Raw genomic sequence first — 4,433 nt, forward strand, 5'->3', positions numbered from 1 at the left:
TCAATTTTTCTTCTTCTTGCTTAAGATAACCCGGTATTCTCAATAAGTCCAGCCTCCCGGCGGAATTCACCGGAAAAAAGCCACAGAACTTTTGCCGGCGGTTTGAAAAAATTTCGTTTTTTTTGCGAGGCCGGAGAATAAAAGCGGTTCTTTCCACGTTTTTTTAACAAGGATAACTTGAAAAAAATAAAAATACTGCTATAATATTTAGGATCACCTAAATAGCGTTTTAGAAAGTTCCAATTTTATATCAGGAGCGACAAGAGTTTTATGGAATGGAAGAAGTTTGCTAGGGGAGGGGCGTTCGGCCTGTTGCTGATCGCCATCGGCGGCTGTTACGAATACAAGGCCCCTCCGGCCGCGACACTGGGGGAAACGTATACCCGGCGTGACCGGGATAAGGCGGATGAGCTTCTCAACGGGATCACCGAGCTGACGCTGGCCGATGCGCAGCGGATCGCGGTGCTGAACAACCCGACCTACATCGCGGCCAGCCATGCGGTCAATGCCGCCCGGATGCGCTACTATCAGGCCTGGGGAGCCTACTCGCCGGTGGTTTCGGCCAACTTCACGCTGCAGGAGAACGATTCCTGGAGCCGCCGCCAGCAGAATACTTCCGGTGCGACCCGCACCCGCCGGTTCTCCACTTCGACCGGCGTTTCCGCAACCTGGCTGGTCTTCGACGGTCTGGCCCGTGAATTCAACATCAAGGCCGCCTCGCACAGCCTGGATTACCAGCGACTGCTCGAAGAGGACGAGTGCCGTACTTTGATGCGTGCGGTTGCCTATGCGTACAACGACGTGCTCCTGGCGATTGAGAACAAGCGGATTTCTCTGGAAGACAGAAACTTCCAGCAGATCTCCCTCAAGGATACCCAGATGAAGTTCCAGGCGGGAGCGGTTCCGCTCAGCGACGTGCTGAACTTCGAAATCCAGATGAATGCCGCCGACGGCGATCTGATTGCCGCCGACTACCAGTATGAAACCGCGATCTATTCGCTGGCGGTGCTGATGGGATATCCGGAAGGCACCCTGCCGCCGGAGATCAAGTTCCCCTCCGACTTCAAGACCAACTTCAGCGACCTGCCGTCGGTCGATATCTACCTCGACACCGCGCTGGCCAACCGGCCGGACCTCAAGGGATACCGCGAACAGCTTGAAGTTGCCCGCTATCAGATGTATCAGACCTACAGCGCGTATTCGCCGACGGTCAACGCCTTTTTCGACCTCTCCTACGGCACGAATCTGAGCCGGTATTCCGGCGGTCAGAGTCCCTATTCGCACTCCTACAGCGAGTCGCCGGCGGTCGGCTATGGTCTGACCGCTGACTGGACGATCTTCAACGGATTCATCCGCTACAACAAGATGCGGGAATACCAGGCCGCCGTTGCCGTCGCCGACTTCCAGGTGGCGCAGAAGTGGCTCGATGTTGTCGGCGAGGTCCGTGCGGCGTATGCGAACTACATCCAGAGCGTCCGTCAGACCCGGATTTATGAGAAGACCCGCGACCTCTCCGCCAAGCAGCGCGATCTGGTGGACGAGGGATACCGCGCCGGAAACGTGGAGCTGACCCGTCTCAATGAGGCGCAGCGCGACCTGGTCGAAGCGGAAACCAACCTTGCCAGCAGCTATGTCGCAATCCAGAATGCCAAAGCGCAGCTGGATGCCGCGGTCTACGCCAACCAGGCGGACTACTACAAAGATCCGGTCAACACCCGGCCCGGAAAGCTGGAGAATACCCCGGCGCCCGGCCTGAGTGAAAAGGAGATGACCAAAGAGAGCAGCGAGCAGACGCAGCCTGCCGCCGCTCCGGATACCTCGATCATCCCGGGAACCGCGAATGCGCCATCCCCCGTTGCCGAACCGAAAGCTCCGGCCGTGAAGGCTCCGGAGAAGGCGAAAGCCGCTGAGGCGGAGAAGAGCAAGGTTGCTCCGATTCCGGCTTCTCCGACGGCTCCGCCTCCGTCCCGTCAGGCGGCTCCGGCGGCCAAGGTTCCTGAAGTGCTCCAGCCCTGAGCTGACGGGAGGAGCTGAGAAAAACGCGAAGACCGGTTACGGCCCTCGCGTTTTTCGTTTTCCGGAACAGGATCGACAGGACTGGACAAATCCGGAAACCGGTGGCACATTAAGAAAAAAACAAACAAGGGTGTTCGGGTATGGATTGGTCTCTTCTGTGGAATCCGGTTCTGCTGTCCGTCGTTTTGCTGCTGGTGCTTTCCGCCCTGCGGCTCAACGTGGTTTTTTCGCTGATTCTCGCCTCGGTTGCCGGAGGATTGCTGGCCGGGATGGGGGTACCGGAGTCGATTCAGGCTTTTTACCGCGGTCTCGGCGGCGGCGCCGGCATTGCGATGAACTACGCGATGCTCGGCGCGTTTTCCATTGCGATTTCCCGTTCCGGTATGACGGAGTTGATCGCACAGAAACTTTTTGAACGGATCGGAAAACAGGTCTCACCCCGTCAGGTTTTCTGGTTCAAATATTCATTGATCGGATTTCTGACGCTGGCGTCAATCTCGTCGCAGAATCTCATTCCGGTGCACATCGCATTCATTCCGATTCTGATTCCGCCGCTGCTGCCGGTGTTCGAACGGCTCCGGCTCGATCGGCGCATGGTCGCCTGCATTCTCACCTTCGGGCTGATTACTCCGTACATGGTGTTGCCGGTGGGATTCGGCAAGATTTTCATCAACGAGGTGGTGCTCGGCAGCATCCGCAAAAGCGGGATGGCGGTGACCGCCGCGGAGGCTCCCGGCGCGATGCTGATTCCCGCGTTGGGAATGGTGGCGGGGCTGTTGATTGCGGTCTTTATCTCCTACCGTCGGCCGCGGGATTACAACCGGGCGGAAACCGAACGGGAGGTGCGCGAAACCGAGCCGGTGAAGATCGACCGGCGGGCGGTGCTGGTCGGCGTTGTCGCCATTCTGATTGCGCTTGCCGGACAGTTCCTGATGGATTCGCTGATCGTGGCTTCGGTGCTCGGCGTGCTGGTTTTTGTCATTTCCGGCGTGTTCCGGCTCAGCGATACGCAGGACATTTTTACGCGCGGCGTCTATCTGATGGGCGGAATCGGCCTGGTGATGATCGCCGCCTCCGGCTTTGCCGAAGTCATGCGTGCCACCGGCGGCGTCGATGCGATGGTGGAGTGTGTGGCGAAGTTTGCCGGAGACTATCGGGGGGTAACCGTCTTTCTGATGCTCTTCATCGGGCTGGTGATTACAATGGGAATCGGTTCTTCATTTTCCACCGTGCCGTTGATCGCCGCCATTTATGTGCCGCTGTGCATGGCGATGGGACTTTCGCCTGCGGCGACGATTGCGATTGTCGGTTCGGCCGGAGCACTGGGAGACGCCGGTTCGCCGGTTTCCGAATCGGTGCTGGGGCCGACCGCCGGACTCAACGCGGACGGGCAGCACGATCACATCTACGACTCGGTCATACCGACTTTTCTGCACTACAATCTGCCGCTGCTGGCCGCCGGCTGGATCGCCGGAATGGTGCTGTGACGGTCAATTCCCGGTGAAGACGCGCCCGCCTTCGACGGTCAGCGTCATCCGGCAGTTGAGGCAGGCCAGCGGGAAGAGGTGCCCGAAGGGGAAGTTGGAGAGCACCGGTCCGCGCACCTCCCTTGCCACCTCCTGAAAGAGCCGGTTCAGCTCCTCCTGAGGAGCGCAGTCGAGGAACTGGCCGAAAATCACCCCCGCCGCCCGGCGGAAAAATCCGTTCTGGCGGAGCTGGGTGAGATAACGGTCCAGCTTGTAGGCCGGTTCGTTGAGATCCTCGAACAGGAGAATTTTCCCGGCGGGATCGGGGCAGAACGGAGTTCCGCACAAAGTGACCGCCACCGCGAGGTTGCCGGGCAGCGGGAGGCCGGAGGCCGCGCCCTTGTTCCACACCTGAAACGGCCCGAATTCCGGCGCCGGCGACAGCTCCATCGACTCCCCGGCCAACGCCGCGTGAAACGTGCGGGCGGTGTAGGGAGAAGCTTCCGCTTCGGCAAGTTTGCCCAGCATCGGGCCGACCAGCGGTGTGCCGGCATTGCGGGAGATCATCGCCCAGTGGAGTGCGGTGATGTCGCTGTAGCCGACCAGCGGCAGATGCTGGCGGCCGGCAAGCGCTCTCCAATCCAGAAGCTCGAGCAGCTGAGCGGAGCCGAAACCGCCGCGGGCGGCGAGTAGCAGATTCACCTCCGGATCGAGCCAGGCGGCGGCAAGATCCTCCGCGCGAGCCCGGGCCGACGCCGCGAGGTAAGGGGCGGGGGAGGGGCCGTTGACATGCGGCATGATTTTCACCTCCCGGCCTGCACGGCGCAGCCATTCCACCCCATCGGCGAACCGTTCCGCGGCGAGCGGACCGGCCGGCGCGGCGATGGCAACGGTTTTGAATTGTTTCGGTATCATTTGCATGGAGTCAAAGATAGTGCCGGAAATTTTTTT

General features: G+C 59.9%; 3 protein-coding genes. 2 read left to right on the forward strand and 1 reads right to left on the reverse strand.

Annotation, left to right across the window (positions count from 1 at the left end):
• Positions 1-270 precede the first annotated feature (270 nt).
• A complete protein-coding gene (locus tag ACMLHG_RS02400) occupies positions 271-2,016 on the forward strand; it encodes a TolC family protein (RefSeq protein ID WP_417169426.1) in 1,746 nt (581 codons plus the stop codon).
• Between the two features lie 140 nt (positions 2,017-2,156).
• Complete coding sequence (locus ACMLHG_RS02405) at positions 2,157-3,503, forward strand: Na+/H+ antiporter family protein (protein ID WP_417169427.1); 1,347 nt, start codon at positions 2,157-2,159, stop codon at positions 3,501-3,503.
• A gap of 3 nt (positions 3,504-3,506) precedes the next feature.
• Here the strand turns inward: ACMLHG_RS02405 and ACMLHG_RS02410 are convergent.
• Positions 3,507-4,433, reverse strand: a 927-nt coding sequence (locus ACMLHG_RS02410) for a S66 peptidase family protein (protein WP_417169428.1), incomplete at its 5' end; no start/stop codon positions are given.

It is taken from the genome of Victivallis sp. (assembly GCF_048170485.1).
GTDB lineage: Bacteria > Verrucomicrobiota > Lentisphaeria > Victivallales > Victivallaceae > Victivallis.